At 58.8% G+C, this 20,600-nt stretch carries 18 protein-coding genes; 5 read left to right on the forward strand and 13 right to left on the reverse strand.

Going from position 1 to position 20,600, the window contains the following annotated elements:
• Positions 1-31: 31 nt before the first annotated feature.
• A complete protein-coding gene (locus GVL50_RS11640) occupies positions 32-241 on the forward strand; it encodes a cold-shock protein (RefSeq protein ID WP_053117589.1) in 210 nt (69 codons plus the stop codon).
• Between the two features lie 141 nt (positions 242-382).
• On the opposite strand, the gene GVL50_RS11645 is transcribed toward GVL50_RS11640, so the two are convergent.
• The 4 genes from GVL50_RS11645 to GVL50_RS11660 form a co-directional block, all read right to left on the reverse strand.
• On the reverse strand, positions 383-760 hold the full coding sequence (locus GVL50_RS11645; RefSeq protein ID WP_053117591.1) for a hypothetical protein: 378 nt from the start codon (positions 758-760) through the stop codon (positions 383-385).
• 75 nt (positions 761-835) lie between these two features.
• Positions 836-1,645: a putative RNA methyltransferase gene (locus tag GVL50_RS11650; protein ID WP_159813066.1), complete on the reverse strand. Its 810-nt coding sequence runs from the start codon at positions 1,643-1,645 to the stop codon at positions 836-838.
• Entirely contained in the window at positions 1,645-2,796 is a 1,152-nt protein-coding gene (dapE, locus tag GVL50_RS11655) for a succinyl-diaminopimelate desuccinylase (protein WP_159813068.1), read from the reverse strand. Before dapE ends, GVL50_RS11650 begins: the two co-directional genes overlap by 1 nt.
• Before the next feature lie 215 nt (positions 2,797-3,011).
• Positions 3,012-5,603 (reverse strand): glycosyltransferase, encoded by a 2,592-nt coding sequence (locus tag GVL50_RS11660; protein ID WP_159813070.1) that lies wholly within the window; start codon positions 5,601-5,603, stop codon positions 3,012-3,014.
• Between the two features lie 226 nt (positions 5,604-5,829).
• On the opposite strand from GVL50_RS11660, the gene tcdA reads away from it, so the two are divergent.
• Positions 5,830-6,648, forward strand: a complete 819-nt coding sequence (gene tcdA / locus GVL50_RS11665; protein WP_159813072.1) for a tRNA cyclic N6-threonylcarbamoyladenosine(37) synthase TcdA — start codon at positions 5,830-5,832, stop codon at positions 6,646-6,648.
• 99 nt (positions 6,649-6,747) lie between these two features.
• Here the strand turns inward: tcdA and GVL50_RS11670 are convergent, their stop codons facing one another.
• The 4 genes from GVL50_RS11670 to GVL50_RS11685 all read right to left on the reverse strand — a co-directional run bounded on the left by GVL50_RS11670 (position 6,748) and on the right by GVL50_RS11685 (position 9,934).
• The gene (locus tag GVL50_RS11670) at positions 6,748-7,152 is read right to left on the reverse strand and encodes a SufE family protein (RefSeq protein WP_159813074.1); all 405 of its coding nucleotides are present in this window, start codon (positions 7,150-7,152) and stop codon (positions 6,748-6,750) included.
• Positions 7,149-8,354, reverse strand: a complete 1,206-nt coding sequence (locus GVL50_RS11675) for an aminotransferase class V-fold PLP-dependent enzyme (protein ID WP_159813076.1) — start codon at positions 8,352-8,354, stop codon at positions 7,149-7,151. The genes GVL50_RS11670 and GVL50_RS11675 overlap by 4 nt, the downstream gene beginning before the upstream one ends.
• Before the next feature lie 149 nt (positions 8,355-8,503).
• Positions 8,504-9,538: a 2,3,4,5-tetrahydropyridine-2,6-dicarboxylate N-succinyltransferase gene (gene dapD / locus GVL50_RS11680; RefSeq protein WP_053117606.1), complete on the reverse strand. Its 1,035-nt coding sequence runs from the start codon at positions 9,536-9,538 to the stop codon at positions 8,504-8,506.
• 33 nt (positions 9,539-9,571) lie between these two features.
• Positions 9,572-9,934: an ArsC family reductase gene (locus GVL50_RS11685; protein ID WP_016985102.1), complete on the reverse strand. Its 363-nt coding sequence runs from the start codon at positions 9,932-9,934 to the stop codon at positions 9,572-9,574.
• Positions 9,935-10,213: 279 nt separating this feature from the next.
• Here GVL50_RS11685 and GVL50_RS11690 point away from each other — a divergent pair, with 279 nt between their 5' ends.
• Entirely contained in the window at positions 10,214-11,845 is a 1,632-nt protein-coding gene (locus GVL50_RS11690) for a Na+/H+ antiporter (protein ID WP_159813078.1), read from the forward strand.
• Positions 11,846-11,857: 12 nt separating this feature from the next.
• Here the strand turns inward: GVL50_RS11690 and GVL50_RS11695 are convergent, their stop codons facing one another.
• The 5 genes from GVL50_RS11695 to map form a co-directional block, all read right to left on the reverse strand.
• Positions 11,858-12,499: a hypothetical protein gene (locus GVL50_RS11695; protein ID WP_159813081.1), complete on the reverse strand. Its 642-nt coding sequence runs from the start codon at positions 12,497-12,499 to the stop codon at positions 11,858-11,860.
• 96 nt (positions 12,500-12,595) lie between these two features.
• Positions 12,596-13,324, reverse strand: a complete 729-nt coding sequence (locus GVL50_RS11700) for a M12 family metallopeptidase (RefSeq protein WP_159813083.1) — start codon at positions 13,322-13,324, stop codon at positions 12,596-12,598.
• 167 nt (positions 13,325-13,491) lie between these two features.
• Positions 13,492-14,691, reverse strand: a complete 1,200-nt coding sequence (gene dapC / locus GVL50_RS11705) for a succinyldiaminopimelate transaminase (RefSeq protein WP_159813085.1) — start codon at positions 14,689-14,691, stop codon at positions 13,492-13,494.
• A gap of 181 nt (positions 14,692-14,872) precedes the next feature.
• A complete protein-coding gene (locus GVL50_RS11710; RefSeq protein ID WP_053117617.1) occupies positions 14,873-17,575 on the reverse strand; it encodes a [protein-PII] uridylyltransferase in 2,703 nt (900 codons plus the stop codon).
• A 41-nt stretch (positions 17,576-17,616) separates the two neighbouring features.
• Positions 17,617-18,399, reverse strand: coding sequence for a type I methionyl aminopeptidase (map, locus tag GVL50_RS11715; protein WP_016985097.1), 783 nt, complete (start codon positions 18,397-18,399; stop codon positions 17,617-17,619).
• A 373-nt stretch (positions 18,400-18,772) separates the two neighbouring features.
• Here map and rpsB point away from each other — a divergent pair, with 373 nt between their 5' ends.
• On the forward strand, positions 18,773-19,513 hold the full coding sequence (rpsB, locus tag GVL50_RS11720; protein ID WP_053117619.1) for a 30S ribosomal protein S2: 741 nt from the start codon (positions 18,773-18,775) through the stop codon (positions 19,511-19,513).
• Positions 19,514-19,703: 190 nt separating this feature from the next.
• Complete coding sequence (gene tsf, locus GVL50_RS11725) at positions 19,704-20,567, forward strand: translation elongation factor Ts (RefSeq protein ID WP_007908856.1); 864 nt, start codon at positions 19,704-19,706, stop codon at positions 20,565-20,567.
• The last annotated feature ends 33 nt before the right edge of the window (positions 20,568-20,600 follow it).

Genomic DNA, 20,600 nt, shown 5'->3' on the forward strand with positions numbered 1-20,600 from the left:
CTGTTCAATAATAAAAAAGGAGTATGAACAGATGGCAACACGTGAAACCGGCAACGTGAAGTGGTTCAACGACGCCAAAGGCTACGGCTTTATCCAGCGCGAAGACGGGGTGGACGTGTTCGTGCACTACCGCGCGATCCGCGGCGAAGGGCACCGATCGCTGGCTGAAGGTCAGCAGGTTGAGTACGCGGTGATTACTGGCGAGAAGGGTTTGCAGGCGGAAGACGTTGTAGGCCTGTAATACAAACCTCCAAAACGCCGCGAAACCAATGTGGGAGCGGGCTTGCTCGCGAATGCGGTGTATCAGTCAACATTCATATCGACTGATACACCGCATTCGCGAGCAAGCCCGCTCCCACATTTGGATCTGCGTTGCCTGTTGTTAAGCGGTTTTCCAGGTGATCTCTTCTTCACCGTCTGCGCTGATGCGCATCCAGCGATCAGCCGTCTCTTCACCTTCTTCCTCGACCCATGTGCCCGGCGCGCAACGCACTTCGACGTTCAGCGCAGCAAACGCTGCACGGGCGCAGGCGATGTCGTCGTCCCACGGCGTCTGGTCGCTTTCCAGGTACAGGCTATTCCACTTGCCCACGGCTTTCGGCAGCCAGGTGACCGGCACGTTGCCGGCCTTGCACTTGTAGGTCTGGCCTTTCTGAACCCAGTCGGTGCACGGGCCCAGCGCGGCGCCCAGCCAGGCGGAAATGGCCTTATGGTCGACGTCGGCGTCTTTCAGGTAAATCTCGATATCCGGTTGGCGCATGGATGTCCTCACTGCGGTCTGAAAAATCCACTCGCGGATTTAGCCGGCCCCGGGCACTCGCCCGAGACCAAAAGTTTATAGAAGAACGAAATAATCGTAGCGCATCGACACGGTGGTCTCGAACGGCTCGGCCTGTTCGATCACCGCCGCGCGACGCTCGGCACTGGCGCGCCAGCCGTGGGGCGTCATCGCCAACAGGTTGGCGCGATCCTCGGGCTTGTCCAGCGTCAGCTTGAATTCCAGGGTTTCGCTGTGCGCCAGCGCCATGCCTTGCGGCACGAGGGCCAGATGCTTGTCGTCGGTGTACTCGCGCACTTCGTCGTACAGGCGTTCGCGCAGTTCCATCAGGTGGCCGCTGGTCGGGCCGACTTTCATCAGGCCGCCGCCAACGCTGAGTAGACGCTTGGCTTCTTCCCAATCCAATGGACTGAACACGCTGGCGAGAAACTGGCAACTGCCCGACGCCAACGGCACGCGAGCCATGCTGGCGATCAACCAGCTAATCGCCGGGTTGCGTTTGCAGGCGCGTTTGACCGCTTCGCGGGAGATGTCCAGGGCGTAGCCATCGGCGTTCGGCAAGGCCTCGGCAATTTGCGCGGTGTAATAACCCTCGCCACAACCGATGTCGACCCATCGCCCCGGCGCATAACTCGCCGCCAGCTCGGCCAGACGCTTGGCCACCGGCGCGTAATGGCCAGCATTCAAAAAGTCGCGGCGCGCCTCGACCATGGCCTGGTTATCGCCAGGATCGCGGCTGTTTTTGTGCTGCACCGGCAGCAGGTTCAGATAACCCTGGCGCGCACGGTCAAAGCGGTGGCCGGCGGGGCAGACCACGCCGTTATCCACCGCATTCAGCGGCTCACTGCAGATCGGACACGCGAGCATCAGGCGAGCAACTTGATCATGGTTTGGTAGTAGATCTCGGTCAGTACGTCGAGATCCGCCGCCAATACGCGTTCGTTGACCTGGTGGATGGTCGCGTTGACCGGGCCCAGTTCAACCACTTGCGTGCCCATGGTCGCGATGAAGCGGCCATCGGACGTACCGCCGCTGGTCGACGCCTTGGTTTCGCGACCGGTGATGTCCTTGATGCTCGCCGACACCGCGTCGAGCAGTGCGCCCGGTTCGGTGAGGAACGGCAGACCGGACAGCGCCCAGTCGATGTGCCAGTCCAGATCGTGTTTGTCGAGAATATCGGCCACGCGTTTCTGCAGGCCTTCGACGGTCGATTCGGTGGAGAAACGGAAGTTGAACACCGCCACCAGATCGCCCGGAATCACGTTGGTCGCGCCGGTGCCGGAGTTGACGTTGGAGATCTGGAAACTGGTCGGCGGGAAGAAATCGTTGCCGTGATCCCAATGCTCGGCGGCCAGTTCGGCCAGTGCCGGAGCGGCGAGGTGGATCGGGTTCTTCGCCAGATGCGGGTAAGCGACGTGACCCTGAATGCCTTTGACGGTGAGCTTGGCGCCCAGCGAGCCGCGACGGCCGTTTTTCACCACATCGCCCACCAGCGTGGTGCTCGACGGTTCGCCGACGATGCACCAGTCCAGACGCTCGTTACGCGCGGACAAACGCTCGACCACCGCTTTAGTGCCGTGGTGCGCCGGGCCTTCTTCGTCGCTGGTAATCAGAAACGCGACCTTGCCCTTGTGGTTCGGGTAATCGGCGACGAAACGCTCGGCGGCCACGGTCATCGACGCCAGGCTGCCTTTCATGTCCGCCGCGCCACGGCCGCAAAGCATGCCGTGTTCATCGATCAGCGCATTGAACGGATCGATCTGCCACGCGGTGACCGGGCCGGTCGGCACCACGTCGGTGTGACCGGCGAAGCACAGCACCGGGCCGTCGTTGTTGCCGTGGGTGGCCCAGAAGTTATCCACATCTTCGATGCGCATCGGCTCGAGGGTAAAACCGGCATCGCCCAGGCGCTGCATCATCTGCTTCTGGCAATCGGCGTCGACCGGCGTCACGGATGGACGGCGGATCAGGTCGATGGCGAGTTGGAGGGTCGGCGAAAGGTCGGCGTGGGCCGTCATGGAAAACTCCGGAGATCATGAATGTGGGCACGGACTAAATGTGGGAGCGGGCTTGCTCGCGAAAGCAGTGTGTCAGTCGACATCAATGTTTAATGACACACCGCATTCGCGAGCAAGCCCGCTCCCACAGGGCTTAGCGCCAAGCCCCGCAAAATGGCGGTTATCTTAAAGCAAAACGGCGACCATTGGCCGCCGTTTAGTGCATCGATGAGGATTTAGACGACCGGCGCCGGCTCAGGCTTGGCCGCAGGTTTCGGCAGCGACGACAGGAACGCCATGATCAGCGCCGCCAGATACGGCAGCGATTGCACCAGCAACATAACCACCCAGAAACGCATGTCGTTGCTCGGGATGCCGTTGACGAGGTAGATCCCCAGCGCCGCGCCCCACAACAGCAGCATGATGAACAGCTCTTCCCGCGCTTCGGAAATCGCCACCCAGAAACCATGGTTGTCGGCGTTTTTCGGTGTGCGGAAGAACGGAATGCTGGTGGTGAAGAAGCCGTACAGCACCGCTTTGGCGATGGTGTGCGACAACGCCAGCCCGGCCAGCGCCGCGCAGAAGGCATCTTTCAGGTTCACGCCGACGGCGCGACGGTAGAGGAAGATGATCTTGCCGACCTTGAACACGAACAACGCCAACGGCGGGATTGCGAAGATCAGCAGCGGCGGATCGACCCGTTGCGGCACGATGATCATCGCCGCCGACCACAACAACGCGCCGACGGTGAAGAAGATGTTCATCCCGTCCGCGACCCACGGCAACCAGCCCGCGAGGAAGTGGTAACGCTGGCCGCGCGTCAGTTCGGTGTCCTTGCCGCGCAGCAGGCTGCGGGTGTGGCGCTTGATGATCTGAATCGCACCGTAAGCCCAGCGGAAACGCTGTTTCTTGAAGTCGATAAACGTATCCGGCATCAGACCCTTGCCGTAGCTGTCGTGGTAATACGCCGCCGACAGGCCTTTTTCGAACACGCGCAGACCGAGTTCGGCGTCTTCGCAGATGCACCAGTCGGCCCAACCCAACTCTTCCAGCACCGAACGACGGGTCATGGTCATGGTGCCGTGCTGGATGATCGCGTCACGGTCGTTACGGGTGACCATGCCGATGTGGAAGAAGCCTTTGTATTCCGCATAGCAGAGCTTCTTGAAGGTGCTTTCGTTCTGGTCGCGATAATCCTGCGGCGACTGCACCACGGCGATTTTCGGGTCGGCGAAGTGCGGCACCATGTGCTTCAGCCATTTCGGGTGCACGCAGTAATCGGAGTCGATCACGGCGATCACTTCGGCGTCTTTTGCGGTGTGCGGAATCAGGTAGTTCAGCGCGCCGCCCTTGAAACCGGCCAGGGGCGAAACGTGGAAGAACTTGAAGCGCGGGCCGAGGGTTGCGCAGTAGTCACGCACCGGTTCCCACACCGCCGGATCCTTGGTGTTGTTGTCGATGATCAGGACTTCATAGTCCGGATAATCCAGCGCGGCGAGGGCGTCGAGGGTCTGTTTGACCATCTCCGGCGGCTCGTTGTAGCAAGGCACATGAATCGAGACTTTCGGGCGGTAGTTGGAGTCGCCCTCGACCGGCAGGAATTCGCGCCGGCGTTTGTGAATCCACACCGCTTCGGCCAGTTCATGCGCCTCGGTAAGCAGCACGATAAACACCCCTAGCGCACCGAGTGCCAAGAGGAAGCCGACCGTCAAACTGAACCACGTGCTGTATTGCAGGCTGTAGTCGTAACCGATCCACACCAGCACCGAACCGCAAAGGAAGGCGATAAAGGTCAGGAAGATCCGCCCACGCTGACGCAGGGCCGAACCGTCGATCATCAGCAAAGTCAGCGACAACAGCGCCAGCACCACCGAGCCGATCGCCAGCACGCGCCACTGCGGGATCGCGACCACCGGGCCTTCGAAGTTGAATTTCTGCTGACGCGCGGCGTTGAACACGCCCCAGTACGCGCCGACCGAACCTTCGTCGCTAGCTTTCCACGGCTGGTCAAACGCTTCGATCACGAAGTAGTTGAAGCCTTGGCGGTTAAGCTTGTTGACCAGCGTACGCAGGTAAATCGCTTGATCCGCCGGCGATGCATCGGCGCCACCGCGCATGCGACCGTTGCTCGGCCAGCCGATTTCGGACAGCAGCAATGGCTTTTTCGGGAACATCTTTTTCAGGTCGCGGGCACGGTCGAAAACGAATTGCCCGGCCTTATCGACAGGGATGAATTCCCAGTAAGGCAGAACGTGGGCGGCGATCAGATCCACGTGCTTGGCCAGCTCCGGGTGTTCTTCCCAGACGTGCCATTGCTCGGAGGTGGTCACCGGCACTTTCACCGCCGCGCGCACCCGATCGAGCAACACGCTCAGCTCTTGCGCAGTGATTTCCTTACGGAAGATCGCTTCGTTCCCGACCACCACGCGAACCACGCTGCGCGAAGTGTTGGCCAGTTCGATGGCGCGCTGGATTTCCCGTTCGTTGCGTTCCTGATCGGGGCTGATCCAGATCCCCAGCGTCACGCGCAGGCCGAATTCTTCAGCCAGTTTCGGGATGTCTTGCAACGAACCGTCGACTGAGTAGATGCGGATGTTGTCCGTCAGCTTGCTCATGATCTCCAGGTCGCGGCGCATTTCTTCGTCAGACGGATACTGATCCTTCTGCGGATATTGTCCCTGCTGGAACGGCGAATAGGAGAAACCGGAGATCTGCTCCGGCCAGTTCGGCGCGGAAACCGGGCGATTGATCAGTGCCCAGAAACCGGTGAACAGGGCAGCGATTGCCAGAACCACCACCAGGTTGAGTCCAAATTTACGCGATGACATAGCTATTTCGGGTTCCAAAGGCTGTGGAACGAAGGAGTCGGTTGGCGTTGCGCCTTTCTTATTGCAAAAGGGCGCGCATCCTACACCGGCAGTCCGCCAGTCGTACATCTGACAGGGAAATGCCCGACATTGGGCAGCCGACTTTGACTTAAGTTCTTACACTTGTAGCTCGAAGCTTAAAACTTGTCGCTGTGTAGCCCTATAATGCGCGCCGGTTTTTGGGGTAATGGTCATGAGTACAGAAGATCCGCGGTTTGCAGGCATCGCCCGTTTGTATGGCATCGAAGGTCTGGCGCGTTTGCGCGCGGCCCACGTGGCGATCGTCGGCGTCGGTGGCGTCGGTTCCTGGGCGGCGGAAGCCATGGCCCGCTGTGGCGTCGGCGAGATTTCGCTGTTCGACCTCGATGACGTCTGCGTCAGCAACGCCAACCGCCAGTTGCACGCGCTGGACAGCACCGTCGGCAAACCCAAGGTCGAAGTGATGGCCGAGCGTCTGCGCGGGATCAACCCGGATTGCACCGTGCACGCGGTGGCTGATTTCGTCACCCGCGAGACCATGGCCGAATACATCACGCCGAACATCGATTGCGTGATCGACTGCATCGACGCGGTCAACGCCAAAGCTGCGCTGATTGCCTGGTGCAAACGCCGCAAGATTCAGATCATCACCACCGGCGGCGCGGGCGGGCAGATTGATCCGACGCTGATTCAGGTGTGCGATCTCAACCGTACGTTCAACGACCCGTTGGCCTCGAAAGTGCGTTCCACGTTGCGTCGTGATTATGGCTTTTCGCGCACCGTGACCCGGCATTACAGCGTGCCGTGTGTGTTTTCTACCGAGCAACTGCGCTATCCGAAGCCGGATGGCAGCATTTGTTTGCAGAAGAGTTTCGTTGGCGATGGGGTGAAGCTGGACTGCGCGGGTGGGTTTGGCGCGGTGATGATGGTCACGGCGACGTTTGGCATGGTTGCGGCGACCAAGGCTGTGGACAAGATTGTCGCGGGTGTTCGGCGCCCGGCGGAGCGAGTTAAACCTCAGGCTTGATGTTGTGGCTGCTGGCCCCTTCGCGAGCAAGCCCGCTCCCACATTGGATCTGTGGTGTTCACAAATCCCCTGTGGGAGCGGGCTTGCTCGCGAAGGCGATTAACCGGCCAACTCATTCATTCGCTTGAGCACGGCGTTAAGGCCATTGCTGCGCGAGGGCGATAGCTGGCGCGAAAGGCCTAGCTGATTGAACCAGTCCGGCAGATCAATTTGCTGCAACTCCGCCGCTGACAGTCCGTTCACTCGCAACAGCAACAACGCCACCAACCCGCGAATCATCCGCGCATCGCTGCTCGCCGCGAACTGCCAATGACCGTCACGCAATTGCCCAACCAGCCACACCTGACTCTCACAGCCATGCACCCGATTGACTTCGCACTTGTCGGCGTCACTTAGCGGTGGCAACCGATCACCAAACTGCATCAACAACCGCGCGCGCTGTTCCCAACCCGCCGCGTTTTGAAACGTTTTCAGCGCCTCGGCAGCCTCGACCGGCAAGCTCATCGCAACATCTCCAGCGCCTGATCCAGCGCTTCAAAGAACCGTTCCAGATCCTCCGAATCGTTGTACAACGCCAGCGACACGCGAATCGCCCCGGCCAGCTCGAAGCTTTTCAGCAACGGCATCGCGCAGTGATGTCCGGCGCGCACGGCAATGCCTTGTTCTGTCAGCAAATGCGCCAAATCAGCGTTATGCACACCTTCAACGACAAAACTCGCCAGCGCCAATTGCGGCTTGCCCAACAAACGAATGCCATTACGAGCAGCGAGGCCACGCAGCAGATAGTCATGCAGCGCCGCTTCGTGGGCCGACACTGCGTCCTGATCGAGCCCGGCCAGATAATCCAGCGTCGCACCTAGGCCGATCACACTGGCAATCGGCGGTGTGCCCGCTTCAAAACCCAGCGGAGCAGGGCGGAAGCGCGCGTCGTGGTAGTTGGCTTCCAGCACCATTTCGCCGCCAAACTGCCAAGGCTTCAGTTGTTCAAGCGCAGCATTGCGCCCGAACAGAACGCCCAAACCATCCGGCCCATACAGCTTGTGGCTGGAAAACACGTAGAAGTCGCAACCCAGCGCCTGCACGTCATGTCGGCCATGCACTACGCCTTGCGCGCCATCGACCACGGTCAGCGCGTTCTGCGCCTTGGCCATGCCCAATAGCGCTGGCAATGGCTGCCAGGCGCCGAGCACGTTGGACAACTGACTGACCGCCAGCAAGCGTGTACGCGGGCCAATCAAATGCACGGCAGCCGCGAGGTCAATCAAACCGTCAGCATCCAGCGGCAGAATCACCAGTTTCAGGTTGCGCCGTTGCGCCAGTTGTTGCCACGGCAGCAGATTGGCGTGATGCTCCAGGGCGCTGATGACAATTTCATCGCCCAGGTGGAAAAGATGTTCCAGGCCATAAGCCAGGAGGTTCAGCGCACTGGTGGCGCCGTGGGTAAAGATGATCTGCCCGCTGTCTCCGGCATTCAGCCATTGCGCAACCTTGCGCCGACTGTCCTCGAACGCCTGCGTCGCGTGAGCGCCGGGCAGGTGTTGCGCACGGTGCACATTGGCCGCGCCGTTGGCGTAGTAATGCGTCAGAGCGTCGAGCAGGGCCTGGGGTTTTTGCGTGGTGGCGGCGTTGTCCAGATAGGTCTGGTCTTGCCGTTGCAGCGCGGCGATGGCCGGGAAATCGGCACGCCAGGGGGAGGGAATCATCATCTGTTCAGCCCTGTGAACTTGGGCGGGATGTACACCGAACCTTGTGGGAGCGGGCTTGCTCGCGAAAGCGTCGTGTCAGTCGACATCAAGGGTGACTGACACACCGTCTTCGCGAGCAAGCCCGCTCCCACAGAAGGTCATAGCGGCACTTAGTTGTGAGCGTGCAGCGCTTCGTTCAGTTCGATCGCCGATTTGTGGGTTTTGCATTCCACAGCACCGGTTTCCGAATTGCGACGGAACAGCAGGTCAGCCTGACCGGCCAGCTCGCGCGCCTTCACAACTTTAACCAGGTTGTTGTTTTCGTCGAGCAGCGCAACCTTGGTGCCGGCGGTCACGTACAGGCCCGACTCAACAGTGTTGCGGTCGCCCAATGGAATACCGATACCGGCGTTGGCGCCGATCAGGCAGCCTTCGCCAACCTTGATCACGATGTTGCCGCCGCCCGACAGAGTGCCCATGGTCGAGCAACCGCCGCCCAGATCGGAGCCCTTGCCGACGAAGACGCCAGCGGAAACGCGGCCTTCGATCATGCCCGGGCCTTCGGTGCCGGCGTTGAAGTTGATGAAACCTTCGTGCATCACGGTGGTGCCTTCGCCGACGTAAGCGCCCAGACGCAGACGTGCCGCGTCAGCGATACGCACGCCGGCCGGAACCACGTAGTCGGTCATTTTCGGGAACTTGTCCACCGAGAACACTTCCAGCAGCTCGCCACGCAGACGGGCTTCCAGTTGCATTTCGGTCAGTTCGCTCAGGTCGATCGCGCCCTGGCTGGTCCAGGCCACGTTCGGCAGCAGCGGGAAGATGCCGGCCAGGCTCACGCCGTGCGGCTTGACCAGACGGTGTGACAGCAGGTGCAGCTTCAGGTAAGCCTCAGGGGTCGAGGTCAGCTGTGCATCTTCGGCCAGCAGAGTGGCGACCAGCGGCTTGTGGCTTTCGGCCAGACGGGTCAGCAGTTTGCCTTGCACGGCGTCGATGCCTTTCACGGCTTCAGCCAGTTGCGCCGCCTGAGCGGTGGTGAAGGTGATGGCCTGGTTGCCTTCGGTGTAACCGAGGATTGGCGCCACGGCAGCGACCAGTTCGGCCGAAGGATTGAGCAATGGCTGGGCGTAAAACACTTCCAGCCACGCGCCTTGACGGTTCTGAGTGCCGACACCAAAGGCGATGCTGAACAGGGAATTGGACATGTAAATACACCTCTACAAAGAGTGACGGGCTGCTTACTTCAGAGCGGCCGCGTAGATATCTGGCTTGAAGCCAATCAGGGTTCGGTCACCGAGATCGAGCACCGGGCGCTTGATCATCGAGGGTTGAGCGAGCATCAGTTCGATGGCTTTCGATTGGTCGAGATCGGCTTTGCGTTCGTCGTCGAGTTTGCGAAAGGTCGTGCCTGCGCGGTTCAACACCGTTTGCCAGCCGTGCTCGTCACACCATTGGGTCAGGTGCTCACGGTCGATGCCGGCGCTTTTGTAATCGTGAAAGTCGTAGCTGACAGCGTGCTCATCAAGCCAGGTGCGCGCCTTTTTCATGGTGTCGCAGGCTTTGATGCCGAAAAGGTGCAACGTTTTACTTGAAACGGTCAAGGAATTGCCCCCTTTACAGGTGCTGGAGAAAAATGGTGACGGATTATGCCATGACCCTTCGGCGAATACGCAAAACCCTGTAGGAGCTGTCGAGTGAAACGAGGCTGCGATCTTTTGATTGTGTCTTTAAAGATCAAAAGATCGCAGCGTGCCGCAGCTCCTACACATTGTTGTGCGGACATCATTTGGGGCGTGTGCGACATAGGTGCAAACGCCAGACGCATCCTAAGCGGCTAATATGGCAGTTCAACGCTGTCGATTGTCTGAGATTTCCGCTTTATGCAAACCGCTTACACCGTCCTGATCCTGCTGATGCTGGTCAGCGTTTCGCGTCTGGTCGGACGGGTCATCCCGCTGCCGCTGCCTTTGGTGCAAATCGCCGCCGGTGCCTTGCTGGCCTTGCCGACGCTCGGTTTGCACGTGGCCCTCGATCCCGAACTGTTCCTGTTTCTGTTCCTGCCGCCGCTGCTGTTTTCCGATGGCTGGCGCATGCCCAAACGCGAATTCTGGCATTTGCGCGGGCCGATTCTGACGCTGGCCGTTGGGCTGGTGCTGTTCACCGTGGTCGGCGCCGGTTACTTCATTCACTGGTTATTGCCGACGATTCCGTTGCCCGTGGCTTTCGCCTTGGCGGCCGTGTTGTCGCCGACCGACGCCGTGGCCGTCTCGGCTATTTCGCAGAACCGCTTGCCGACCCCGCTGATGCACATCCTGCAGGGCGAGGCGCTGATGAACGATGCCTCTGGCCTGGTGACGTTCAAGTTCGCCTTGGCCGCAGCCATCACTGGCGTGTTCTCGCTGACCAACGCCAGCCTGACCTTTGTCGTGGTGGCGCTCGGTGGTCTGGCCGTCGGCGTGGCGCTGAGCTGGCTGGTCGGGCGCCTGCGCTCGTGGATGATCGCGCGCGGCTGGGATGATCCAGCGACGCACGTTGTATTTATGTTGCTGCTGCCGTTCGCCGCGTATGTCTTGGCTGAACGCCTCGGCGTGTCGGGCATTCTGTCGGCGGTAGCGGCGGGGATGATGCAGAGCTGGCTCGACCTGTTGCCCCGGCAGACCAGCACCCGCTTGCTCAACCGCAGCGTCTGGTCGCTGCTGGAATTTGCTTTCAACGGCTTGATCTTCCTGCTGCTCGGTCTGCAATTGCCGGACATCATCAAAGCCGTGGTCAGCCACGAACCGACGTTGTGGCCGACCCTGCTGTATCGCGGCCTCGACGTCGTGGCGATTTTCCTCGCGTTGGTGCTGCTGCGATTTATCTGGGTGCAGAGCATCTGGCGTTTGTCGGTGTTGCTGCGGCGTTTGCGCGGTAAAGGCGAGCTGACTCAAGTGCCGACCGCGCGCTCCTGCTGGTTGCTGACCGTCGGCGGCGTGCGCGGGGCGGTGACGCTGGCAGGTGTGATGTCGGTGCCGATGCTGATGGGCTCTGAGGCATTTCCCGAGCGCGACTTGCTGATCTTCATCGCCGCCGGGGTGATTCTGCTCTCACTGATTTCGGCGTGTATCGCGCTGCCGCTGTTACTGCGCGGCATCGAAAAGAGCCCGGACGACAAGCGTCGCCAAGAAGTACGCGATGCCTGGCGCAAAACCGCCGAAGCAGCGATTCACTCACTGGAAACCGAGGAGCTCCCACCGCAGGATGCCGCTCAAGCGGCGCTGGCGGCAGAGCTCAAGGCGCGGATCATGTCTGAATATCGCCATCAACTCGACGTGTTCAACGACTCCGCCGAAGCGCAGGCGATGGCGTTTCAGATGGATCTGCTTGAGCGGCGTTTACGTTTGAAGGCGCTGCGAGCGCAGCGCCTGGAACTCTATAGCCTTAGCCGTCATCACCAGATTGGTGATGACGTATTACGTGAAGTGTTGGGAGAGCTCGATTTGAGCGAGGCAAATCTGGGACAGGTGAAATAACCAAGCCCGGGTTTACACCGGGCAGGGGTAAGCCTTCGCCATGAAGGCTTTATCTTTTTCGCTGAGCTCCAGATTAAGAAAGTTCTGAAAATCGCCTGTGGTCCAGGATTGGTAGATGACGTAGTGCATGATCGACTTGCGGTCGTAGTCCGAGCAAATGCTGTCTTCGGTGGCTGCCCGATCAAGATACTCACGGTGTAACCATTGGCGCTTCCTGTTCGCCTCGTAGTTATCCTCATCAGGATTATCGGTAATGCCGTGTTTTTCGTAGATGGCGGGCACGTTCCATGGAATTGCGGCTGCCGGGTGGATCTGTTCGTGTTCCGCACCCAGCATATGGCCGAACTCATGCATCACATTCGCGGCGAAATAACGCGCGTGAATGGCCGGGTGAGGCCAGAGCTGCATCGTCGCTGTATGGGTATTGAGTAAGGCGTCAGTGCCAATATTGGACGAGAAAACGCCATCGTTGCTAAGTATGCGGATATCCCCCTCGACACCCTCAACGAAATCAAACTTCAAGTTGATGTGCGGCAACCAATTGCTGGCTGCCGCGATGGTCGCGTCTTTGAACTCTTGGGTGCCATTGAGGAAGGCGATACGAAGAATGCGGCCGGGAGTCCACAGTTTCGATGGATTTTTTTTAGCCCACATCAGTAATGCACTCCACAAGCATTTGGCTGGGACAGGGCGGGGGCGTAAGTTGAATTGGATAACATAGTTTAACTTCCTTGTTTTTTGCGAGATTGCTTATTGGGGATAGAGCAAGCTCATCATCTTGATGTCTTTCTTGCTGATCTCGCGATTGATCGGGTTCTCCCAGTCGCCTAAAGTCAAATCGTTAGATACCGGATGATGCATGATCGATTTACGGTCGTACTCGGTGTAAATCGCTTCGAGGGTGTTGAATGGCGTGAACAGGTTGAAGTCCACTTGCTCCGGGGTCAGCGGCCCCATCTCGCGGTTCTGGTAATAGTCGTACACTTTCGGTTTGTCCCAAGGGATGTCGGCCTGCGGGTGCTGGTGTTCGTGCATGGCGCCCAGTGCATGGCCAAATTCGTGGGTGACAATGGTTTCAAAGTCTTCATGATCGGGTTTGACGCCCAGGTTCATCGTTGGCCAATCCGGATGAATCAGCAGCGCGTCTGTGCCGAGCATGGAACTGTTGTAATTATTCTTTGTGGCGATGCGAATATCACCTTGCAGGTCATCGACAAACTCGAAACTCAGATTAACGTATGGAATCCAGCGAACAGCTGCCTCCATGATTTTGCGTTTGTGATCAGGATCGACGTCGTCGATGAAGGCGATGGTCAGCGTTCGACCATTGGCCCACAGTTTTGAATAGTTGATCAGCGAGCGTTTGCGTCGACCGCCGCTGGCGAAAGTTGCGTTCGCCGGATTCTCTTTAATGGCCATCTCATAAGCAGCGAGATCATCCGGCCACTGTAGGAGTTTGCAATCCTGGAGATTATTCATATTTATCTTCTTCCCTGAAGTTGTAATTGATGTTTAATTTTATGCGATGAAATTCGCGAATCAAGAGTAAGTCGTGAGGGACGAAAGAGGGAGTGATTAGTTGTTTTGAAGTGTAACTTGCAAGCGCAAGTTACCGTGCCAGATTGCCTGGCACGGTATTCAGCTATTTATTTCTGACGGGTAATAAACGCGCGAATACGTTCTGCCGCTTCAACACATTCAGCCAACGGCGCAACCAGCGCCATACGCACACGGCCGGCACCCGGATTAACGCCATCGACATCACGGGACAGATAAGAACCCGGTACCACAGTGACATGCTCTTGTTCGAACAAATCACGGCAGAACGCCGCGTCATCACCGTTCACATTCGGCCACAGATAGAAGCTGCCATCCGGACGCTGCACGTCCATCACCGGGCTGAGGATTTCCAGTACTGCGTCGAACTTCTCGCGGTACAGCGCACGGTTGGCGCGCACGTGTTCTTCGTCGTTCCACGCGGCAACGCTGGCCAGTTGCGTTTGCACCGGCATCGCGCAGCCGTGGTAGGTGCGATAGAGCAGGAAGCCCTTGAGGATGTCGGCATTGCCAGCAACGAAACCGGAACGCAGGCCCGGCAGATTGGAACGCTTGGACAGACTGTGGAAGACCACGCAACGTTTGAAATCCTTGCGACCCAGTTCGACGCAAGCGGTGAGCAGGCCCGACGGCGGTGTTTGCTCGTCGAAGTACAGTTCGCTGTAGCACTCGTCGGCGGCGATCACGAAGTCGTATTCGTCGGCCAGGGCGATGAGTTTTTTCAACACATCGACCGGGATCAGTGCGCCGGTCGGGTTGCCCGGCGAGCACAGAAACAGGATCTGGCAACGCTTCCAGATGTCCGGCGACACCGCGTCGAAATCCGGGTTGAAGCCGTTCTCGTCGAGGCACGGCAGGTAGTGCGGCTTGGCTCCGGCGAGGAACGCGGCGCCTTCGTAGATTTGATAAAACGGGTTCGGGCTGACCACCAGCGCATCGTCGCCGCGATTGACCACGGTCTGAGTGAAGGCGAACAGCGCTTCACGGGTGCCGTTGACCGGCAGCACGTTGCGCGCCGGATCGATCCAGCCGCTCGGCACGCCGAAACGACGCTCGCACCAGCCGGCGATGGCTTCGCGCAGGGCCGGGATGCCCAGGGTGGTCGGGTACACCGCCATCTGATCCAGACTGTTCGCCAGCGCTTCGGCGACAAAGCTTGGCGAGCGATGTTTCGGCTCGCCGATCGACAGGGCGATCGGACGCTTGTCCGGGTTCGGCGTGACGGTGCCGAGCAGGGCGCGGAGCTTTTCGAACGGGTAGGGCTGGAGCTGGTTCAGAGCGTTGTTCATTGGGGCCTCTTTAAGTGTGAAAGGGGAGCCATTGTGGCGAGGGGATTTATCCCCGTTCGGCTGCGAAGCAGTCGTAAAACCTGTGCGCGCGGACTTTCAGTCAAATCGCAGTGAATGGTTTTAGGGCCGCTACGCAGCCCAACGGGGATAAATCCCCTCGCCACAGGGGAAATTCATTGATTCAAATACTGATACGCGAAAGCTTGATATCCGGTTCCTGATTGACGCTCAACTGCTCAACAATCGCATCCTGCAAACGGCTGCACAGCAGCGGGTCGGACAGCGGCTGGTTGTGCGCGTCGGTGATAAAGAACACGTCTTCCACCCGCTCGCCCAAGGTCGCAATCTTGGCGTTCTGCAGCGACAGGTCGAACTCAAGGAAAATTCCGCCAATACGCGCCAGCAGCCCTGGCCGATCCGGTGCGGTCAACTCCAGCACGGTCACCGGGCGCTGGGCGTCGTTGTGGATCGTCACCTGCGGCGCGAAGGCAAAATGCTTGAGCTGACGCGGCACCCGACGCTGAATGATCGTCGGGTAGTCATCCGGGTTGCGCAGCGCTTCGGTCAGGCCTTCGCGGATCTGTTTGACCCGCGTCGGGTTGTCGCCGATCGATTCGCCTTCGTTGTCGAGCACGATGTAGGTGTCGAGGGTGAACTGACTGCTCGAGGTGATAACCCGCGCGTCATGAATGTTCAGGTTGAGCTGATCCATCGCCGCCACGGTCACCGCGAAGAAGTCGTGCTGATCCGGTGCATAAATGAAGATCTGCGTGCCGCCCTCGAACTCGCGCTGGGTGGTTTCCTTGATCAACACCAGCGGCCCGCCATCGACCGGTTGCTGCAGGATCGCATCGCTGTGCCAGGCCACGTCGCCGGCGGTGTGGCGCAGGAAATAGTCATCGCCTAACTGTGCCCACAACTGCTCGACGTCGTCCGGATCGGTGCCGCCGCGCACCAGAATGTCCAGTGCAGCGCTCTGGGTCTGGCGGATCTGCTCTTCGCGATCGACCGGGTTTTCCAGGCCGCGACGCAAGGCGCGTTTGGTCTCGGTGTAGAGCTGACGCAACAGGCTCGCTCGCCACGAATTCCACAGTGTCGGGTTGGTCGCGTTGATGTCGGCCACGGTCAGCACGTACAGGTAGTCGAGGCGGGTTTCGTCGCCGACTGCCTGCGCGAAATCGTGGATCACCTGTGGGTCGGACAAGTCCTTGCGCTGCGCGGTGGTCGACATCACCAGATGGTTCTGCACCAGCCAGACAATCAGACGGCTGTCCCACACCGGCAACTGGTGGCGCTGGCAGAACGCCTCGGCATCGACCGCGCCGATCTCCGAGTGGTCGCCATGCCGACCCTTGCCGATGTCGTGGTACAGACCGGCCATGTAGATCAGTTCGGGCTTGGGCAGTTTCGCCATGAGCTTGGCGGCCAGCGGGAATTTTTCCGACACCTGGGTGTACTGCAATTTGCGCAGGTGCTTGATCAGGTTCAGCGTGTGCGCGTCGACCGTATAGATGTGGAACAGGTCGTGCTGCATCTGCCCGACGATAAAACCGAACTCCGGCAGATAACGCCCGAGAATGCCGTAGCGGTTCATCCGGCGCAGGTTGCGGTGGATGCCGATCTTGCACTTGAACAGCTCGATGAACAGGCTGGTGTTGCGAATATCGTTACGGAAATTGTCGTCGATCAGGTGACGGTGCTCACGCAGCAAGCGAATGGTATCGGCACGTACGCCTTTGATTTCCGGCTGCTGGGCCATCAGCACGAAGATTTCCAGCATGGCGAATGGCGTACGGCGGAACACGTTGTCGTTACGCGCTTCGATGTAGCCGTCATGCAACTGGAAACGTGCGTTGATCGGTTGCGGCGGCGCTTCGTCTTCCGGCGCGAGGATGACTTCCTCGAAGTGCTGGATGATCAGGTCGCTGAGCTGGGCGATGCTCATCACTACGCGGAAATACTGTTGCATGAAGTTTTCGACGGCCTGTTTGGCGTCGTCACCTTCAAAACCCAACAGGCCGGCAATGGTGCGCTGGTGATCGAACAGCAAGCGGTCTTCGGAACGTCCGGCGAGCATGTGCAGGGCGTAACGCACTTTCCAGAGGAATTCCTGGGAGGAGGCGAGCAGGGCGTTTTCGCTTTCGACCAGAAAGCCCTCGCCGGCGAGGGCGCGCAGGTTGAGGGTGCCGTACTGACGCCGGGCCACCCAGAGAATCGTCTGAATATCCCGTAGTCCGCCGGGCGAGCCTTTGACGTTGGGTTCCAGGTTGTACTCGGTGTCGTTGTATTTGTGGTGGCGGGCCTTTTGCTCGGCGCGTTTGGCCAGGAAGAATTCCTTGGCCGGCCACATGTGTGCGGTGCTGGTGACGTCGAGCATGCGCTGACGCAGACGCTCGGGGCCGCAAATGGTGCGGCTTTCCATCAGGTTGGTGACCACGGTCAGGTCGGCGCGCGCCTCTTGGGCACATTCGTCGACTGAGCGAACGCTCTGACCGACTTCCAGGCCGATGTCCCACAGCAAAGTGAGAAAACGCTCGATGGAATCGCGGAAGACTTCGTGGTCAGCGCTGTCCAGCAGGATCAGCAAATCGATGTCGGAATACGGGTGCAACTCACCACGACCATAGCCGCCGACCGCGACCAGCGCGATGTCGGCGTCTTCGCTCCAGTTGAACTGCTCCCAGGCCTTTTGCAGGATGTTGTCGACGAACCAGGCACGGTCTTCGATCAGGCGGCGGATGTCGCGGCCATTGCGAAAACGCGTGTCGAGTACCTCGCGAGCCTGGCGGATCGCCTTCTTGAACGCCGCGATAGGACTCGCTTTGAGGGCCAGTTCAGCCTGGAACTGGCCGCGGTCGAAGAGTTCGGGATCCACCTGCGGCATTGATTGGCTTTCCTTCTATAAGGCTGGGAGCGTTTGCTGGATCAGGCCGAGATGCGCGGGATGGTGTCGTCGGCGCGCAGGGTGAAGATCTCGTAGCCGGTGTCGGTGACCAGCAGGGTGTGTTCCCACTGTGCCGACAGCTTGCGGTCTTTGGTGATCGCGGTCCAGCCGTCGCCCAATACTTTGGTGTCGGCCTTGCCCTGGTTGATCATCGGTTCGATGGTGAAGGTCATGCCGGCCTTCAGTTCCATACCAGTGCCGGCGCGGCCGTAGTGGAGAATCTGCGGCTCTTCGTGGAACACCTTGCCGATGCCGTGGCCGCAGAACTCGCGAACGACGGAGAAACCGTTCTTTTCCGCGTGCTTCTGAATCACTTCACCGATGTCGCCGAGGCGGCAACCGGGTTTGACGATTTCGATCGCCTTGTACATGCATTCCTGAGTGATCTGCGACAGACGCTCGGCCCAGACCGGCACTTCGCCGACGTGGAACATGCGGCTGGTGTCGCCGTGGTAGCCGTCTTTGATCACGGTCACGTCGATGTTCAGGGTGTCGCCGTTTTTCAGCGGCTTGTCGTTCGGGATGCCGTGGCACACCACGTGGTTGATCGAGGTGCAGATCGATTTCGGGTAGCCCTTGTAGTTGAGCGGGGCAGGGATGGCTTGCTGCACGTTGACGATGTAATCGTGGCAGATCTGGTTCAGCTCGTCGGTGGTGACGCCCGGTTTGACATGTTCGGCAATCATTTCCAGCACATCGGCGGCCAGTTTGCCGGCGACACGCATGCCAGCGATGTCCTCGGGGGTTTTGAGGTTGACGGTCATACAGGCTCTCTCTGCGCTCGGCGGCGCTTGCTGATACGAATAGGGTGGCAGGTGTGCGTTTTGCGACCCTGAAAAACGCGATTCTAACAGACGCACGGCGCAATTCAGTGCCTGCGTGCATCGCTTCTCTCTATACAATGGTGCCCCTGAAGCCGATTCCAAGGGGGCTGCGCCCATGTCCTTGGTGCGAATACAGATTTCGTGTTCCGTTTCTGCGCACCCTGTGGTATAAAATGCGCCGCTTTCCGGGGATACCCCGAAAAGCTTAAATCCACACACGTGTCGACACGATGACCTGGGTGCTTTTGGCTTTATGCCACTGGTTGGTCATTGGGATACGTGGAGGCCAAACCCGACTTATTAAGGAACTATCATGTCCCAAGTCAATATGCGCGATATGCTGAAGGCCGGTGTGCACTTCGGTCACCAAACCCGTTACTGGAATCCGAAAATGGGTAAGTACATTTTCGGCGCGCGTAACAAGATTCACATCATCAACCTTGAAAAAACCCTGCCAATGTTCAACGAAGCTCTGACTTTCGTAGAGCGTCTGGCCCAGGGCAAAAACAAGATTCTGTTCGTCGGCACCAAGCGTTCCGCTGGCAAGATCGTTGCTGAAGAAGCAGCACGTTGCGGTTCGCCGTACGTCGATCACCGCTGGTTGGGCGGCATGCTGACCAACTTCAAAACCATTCGTGCTTCCATCAAGCGTCTGCGTGACCTTGAAGTTCAAGCCGAAGACGGTACTTTCGCCAAGCTGACCAAGAAAGAAGCGCTGATGCGCACTCGTGATCTTGAGAAGCTGGATCGTTCGCTGGGCGGCATCAAGGACATGGGCGGTCTGCCAGACGCACTGTTCGTGATCGACGTTGACCACGAGCGCATCGCAATCACCGAAGCCAACAAGCTGGGCATCCCGGTTATCGGCGTTGTCGATACCAACAGCAGCCCGGAAGGCGTTGACTACATCATCCCAGGCAACGATGACGCAATCCGCGCTATCCAGCTGTACATGGGTTCGATGGCTGACGCAGTTATCCGTGGTCGCAACAATGTTGGCGGCGGCACTGTAGAATTCGCAGCTGAAGAAGCTCCGGCAGCTGCAGCTGAGTAATTAACGCCCTGGCGTTGACTCAGTAAGCAAAAAGGGGGCTTGGCCCCCTTTTTGCCACCTCGAAAACCATTTGTCGGCAGCGCAGCTACAGCATCTGTAACGTGCAGCGGCTACAAACGGCTTCGGGAAGAATTGAACGCCCGTTCGATCGGGTGGAATGGTTGAAAACCTATCCAAGAGGAATTTGAAAATGGCAGCAATTACTGCAGCGTTGGTTAAAGAACTGCGTGAGCGTACCGGCGAAGGCATGATGGATTGCAAGAAAGCCCTGGAAAAGGCTGACGGCGACATCGAAAAAGCCATTGATGACATGCGTGCTTCGGGCGCAATCAAGGCTGCCAAAAAAGCAGGCAACGTAGCTGCTGAAGGCGCGATCGCTCTGAAAGAAGACGGCAAATCTGCTGTTCTGCTGGAAGTGAACTCGCAGACCGACTTCCTGGCTCTGCAGGACGACTTCAAGGCATTCGTTGCTGAAAGCATTGAAAAAGCCTTCGCTGACAAGCTGACCGATGTTGCTCCGCTGATCGAAGCGCAAGAAGCTGCTCGTCTGGTACTGGTCGGCAAGGTTGGCGAAAACGTCAACATCCGTCGTCTGGTTCGCGTAGAAGGCGACGTTGTTGGTGGCTACCTGCACGGCAACAAGATCGGTGTTGCAGTTGTTCTGAAAGGCGGCAACGTTGAACTGGCCAAAGACATCGCTATGCACGTAGCGGCCAGCAACCCTGAGTTCCTGCTGCCATCGGAAGTTTCGGCTGAAGCGATCGAGCGCGAAAAAGCTGTGTTCCTGCAGCTGAACGAAGAGAAGATCAAAGGCAAGCCAGAAAACATTGTTGAAAATATGGTCAAAGGCCGTATCAGCAAGTTCCTGGCAGAAGCAAGCCTGGTTGAGCAGGCGTTCGTCAAGAACCCTGAAATCAAGGTTGGCGAACTGGCCAAGAAAGCCGGTGCTGAAATCGTTTCCTTCACCTACTTCAAAGTAGGCGAAGGCATCGAGAAGCCGGTCGACAACTTCGCTGAAGAAGTTGCTGCCCAGCTGGCTGCCGCCAAGCAATAAGACAGTTTTCAACTGTCGCCCGAAAGAGGCTGC

The sequence above is a fragment of the Pseudomonas sp. 18058 genome, from assembly GCF_902706155.1.
GTDB classification, from domain to species: Bacteria; Pseudomonadota; Gammaproteobacteria; order Pseudomonadales; family Pseudomonadaceae; genus Aquipseudomonas; species Aquipseudomonas rustica.